The organism is Aeromicrobium sp. PFPM2_SD2, from assembly GCF_057364525.1.
The window spans coordinates 1-1013 of record NZ_JBNFNZ010000639.1 but is presented as its reverse complement, the minus strand read 5'-3'; the positions used below and the strand labels follow the sequence as shown (position 1 = coordinate 1013).

The 1013-nt window shown below is 73.9% G+C and carries 2 protein-coding genes; both read right to left on the bottom strand.

The genetic code is table 11. The annotated features are described in order from the left end of the window. Positions 1-110: 110 nt before the first annotated feature. A complete protein-coding gene (locus AC2W7G_RS17100) occupies positions 111-608 on the bottom strand; it encodes a GNAT family N-acetyltransferase (RefSeq protein WP_485869497.1) in 498 nt (165 codons plus the stop codon). Continuing rightward, positions 605-1013 (bottom strand): IMP dehydrogenase (locus tag AC2W7G_RS17095; RefSeq protein WP_485869496.1); only part of this gene is annotated, 409 nt, incomplete at its 5' end. The genes AC2W7G_RS17095 and AC2W7G_RS17100, both read right to left, overlap by 4 nt.

Genomic DNA, 1013 nt, shown 5'->3' with positions numbered 1-1013 from the left:
CGTCCTGCGCCGCGGCCTGCTCGACCGCCCGCACGGCGGAGGCGACGTTGGGCCGCGACGTCGCCCGGGGGCCGACACGAGCTGCGCCGCGGCGACGCGCAGCCGCTCGCTCACAGGACCTTCTCGAAGCAGAGCGAGTAGGTCACGTCCTGGTAGGGCCAGTAGACGTCGATCGGCGTGTAGCCGTGCCGCTCGTAGAACCGCAGCGCCGCGACCTGTCGGTCGCCGGTGTGGATGACGACGCGCGGCGCGCCCGTGGCCCGCGCGGCCTGCTCGACGTCGGCCAGCAGCGCGTCGGCGATGCCGGCACCGCGGTGCCCCTCGCGGACGAACATCCGCTTGAGCTCCAGCTCCCCGTCCATCGGGCCGTCCATGCGGCGCAGGCAGACGTGACCGACCGGCTCGTCGCCGAGGTAGGCCACGACCGTGTGCAGGATGCTGGCCGGGTCCATGCCCTCCGAGCCGGAGCGGTTCGCCGACGCCGGGTGGTCGGCGTACAGCGCGTTGCCGAACGCGTACTGCTCGGCACGGAGCAGGACGGCGTCAGGGTGCTCGTAGTCGACGTGCTCGAGTCGGACGCCGTGGGTGGCCGGGCGTCCCTCGCTCACGCGACGACGACCTCGACCCGCTGGAACTCCTTGAGCTCCGTGTAGCCGGTCGTGGCCATGGCCCGGCGCAGCGCGCCCATGAGGTTCATCGTGCCGTCGGGGACCGACGACGGGCCGAACAGCACCGACTCGAGCGGGCCGACCGTGCCGATCTCGACCCGCTCGCCGCGCGGCAGGTCCGAGTGCCAGGCCTCGGCTCCCCAGTGGAAGCCGCGGCCGGGGGCCTCGGTGGCACGCGCGAACGGCGAGCCGATCATGACCGCGTCCGCGCCGCAGGCGATGGCCTTGGCGATGTCGCCGCTGCGGCCGATGGAGCCGTCGGCGATGACGTGCACGTAGCGGCCGCCGGACTCGTCGAGGTAGTCGCGACGGGCCGCGGCGACGTCGGCCAGCGCGGTGGCCATC